The 1,888-nt window shown below is 62.3% G+C and carries 2 pseudogenes; one reads left to right on the top strand and one right to left on the bottom strand.

The annotated features are described in order from the left end of the window. Positions 1–78 precede the first annotated feature (78 nt). Positions 79–270: pseudogene (locus BSG20_RS36230) on the top strand (ISNCY family transposase); the annotation flags it as partial. Positions 271–518: 248 nt separating this feature from the next. On the opposite strand, the pseudogene BSG20_RS35225 reads toward BSG20_RS36230, so the two are convergent. After that, positions 519–1,707 (bottom strand): annotated as a pseudogene (locus BSG20_RS35225) (IS110 family RNA-guided transposase). Positions 1,708–1,888 lie beyond the last annotated feature (181 nt).

Genomic DNA, 1,888 nt, shown 5'->3' with positions numbered 1-1,888 from the left:
CAAAGCCCGGCGGCTTCAGGTATACTTTAGATCAAGCTACTGATTCTAAAGTCAAACCCGCAACCGCCGGAGCCGACAATGCGCCAAGAACGCACCGTCCAAGCCAGTGTATTCGATCTTTTCGCCGAACACGAGACCGGCCGCGAGGGGCTGCCGGCCGAGGCTGTGCTGCGCTGCGCGCTGCTCAAGCAGTATCGCCAATTGAGTTCATATGAGGAGCGTCAATGTGGAACTGTCGTCAGGATGACATTTTTTGCTTTCCGTCGGTTGTTGCGGCATCCACGGTCTGAGCCCGATTGCAAGACGCGGCTCGTTGCCAAGCCAGATCCAACTTATATACGGTCACTGTTCGAGACAGCGGAACCAACATCCCGCTTGCGGCGGACAAGGGCTCAGGAGAACGAGACCATTCTATCAAGCGGCGTTTGAAGCCATACTCAACTGCGGTTCGTCCCACCTGGATCCGCCAGGACTGATCGGGTCCTGGAAGATTGCGGAATTCCGTTGCGATCGGGGGATCAGGGGGTCTTCATCACGGCGCCCTCGATGACGACGCCGGCATCGACGTATTTCCACAGCGCGACGAGCAACTTGCGGGCGAGCGCCACGATCGTCTTCTTCTTCAGACGACCATCATTCTGCTTCACCCGCTGCTTGAACCACAGGCTGAGCGCTGAGTGCGGCTGATGGCGCAGCCACAGCCAGGCCACCTGGATCAGCGTCGTTCGCAGCCTTGGATTGCCGGCTTTCGATACCCCCTGGTCGTGATCGACCGAGCCGCTTTGCCAGGGTGTCGGCGCAAGGCCGGCATAGGCAGCAACTTGTCGTCGGTTGTCAAAATGACGCGACAGCCCCTCCGACCACAAGACAACGGCAAACTCCGGCCCGATGCCTTTCAAGGCGAGCAGCATCGGCAGTGCCGGCTGCTCACAATCAGCGAAATGCGCAGAGCCGACCGGCGCGGCAGCGAGCATGGCGTCGCGCTCGGCCTCGACTGCCTTGATCTGTCCGATCAGCAGCTCCAGCCGATCGAGTTCGCGGCCGACCTGCGCCTTCAGATGCGTCGGCAATGGTCGGCCATCGCCGGTCCACAGCTCCTCGAGCCGCGTGCGCCGGTCGCGGCGCAGCGGCTGGTAGTCGGAGACGCCCTGGCTGAACAGCAGGCCCTTGATGCGATTGACGTGGCGTACGCGCTCGTTCGTCAACGCCTTGCGTTCACGCGAGATGCGGCGACGGTCCTCTTCCTCGGGCGTCGGCACCCGCAGCATCGCACAGACGCGCGGCTCGCCCCTTTTATAGGCGAGCAGCGCGCGCACCAGCGTCTCACCGTCGATCTTGTCGGTCTTGGCCCGCCGCCGCCGGCGCGAGGTCGCAATCGAGGCCGGATCGACGACGTGGCTTTCGATCCCCTCGGCCTGCAGCACCCGGTGGATCCAGAAGCCGTCGAGCCCGGCCTCCTGGATCACGATGATGGGAAAGCAGCGCCCGGTCCGTGCCTGCGCCTTCCTCCTGAGCTCGGCAAACCGCGCCAGCAGGCCAGCGATCTCGTCGGCCGCCACCCGCATGTTTCGACATCTTCTCGCCGCCGCCCGGCGACAGCGAGGTGATTAACCATTTCGAACGGCTGAGTTCCAAGGAGACGAAGATTGCGCCAAGATCAATGCGGATAGCGGTCGGCGCTTCAGGTCGTTCATTCGCAGCGAGCATGTTCGGCCTCTCCAGAGTAAGGTGTTGATTGAAAGCGACCTCACTTTGTCACAGCGCGGATCGCTATCCACCCTCCTCATAGGATCTACCAGGAACTGGCCTTCCATCTCGAAGACTCCGCCTCGTTCCGCGCCTTTGCCCGGCTGCCGTGGGGGTGGAGCCCGAAGAAGTCGGCCTTGCA

This window comes from Rhizobium tibeticum (assembly GCF_900110205.1).
GTDB classification, from domain to species: Bacteria; Pseudomonadota; Alphaproteobacteria; order Rhizobiales; family Rhizobiaceae; genus Rhizobium; species Rhizobium tibeticum.
Note: the sequence above shows the minus strand (reverse complement) of the source record. Positions and strands in the feature narration are given on the sequence as shown.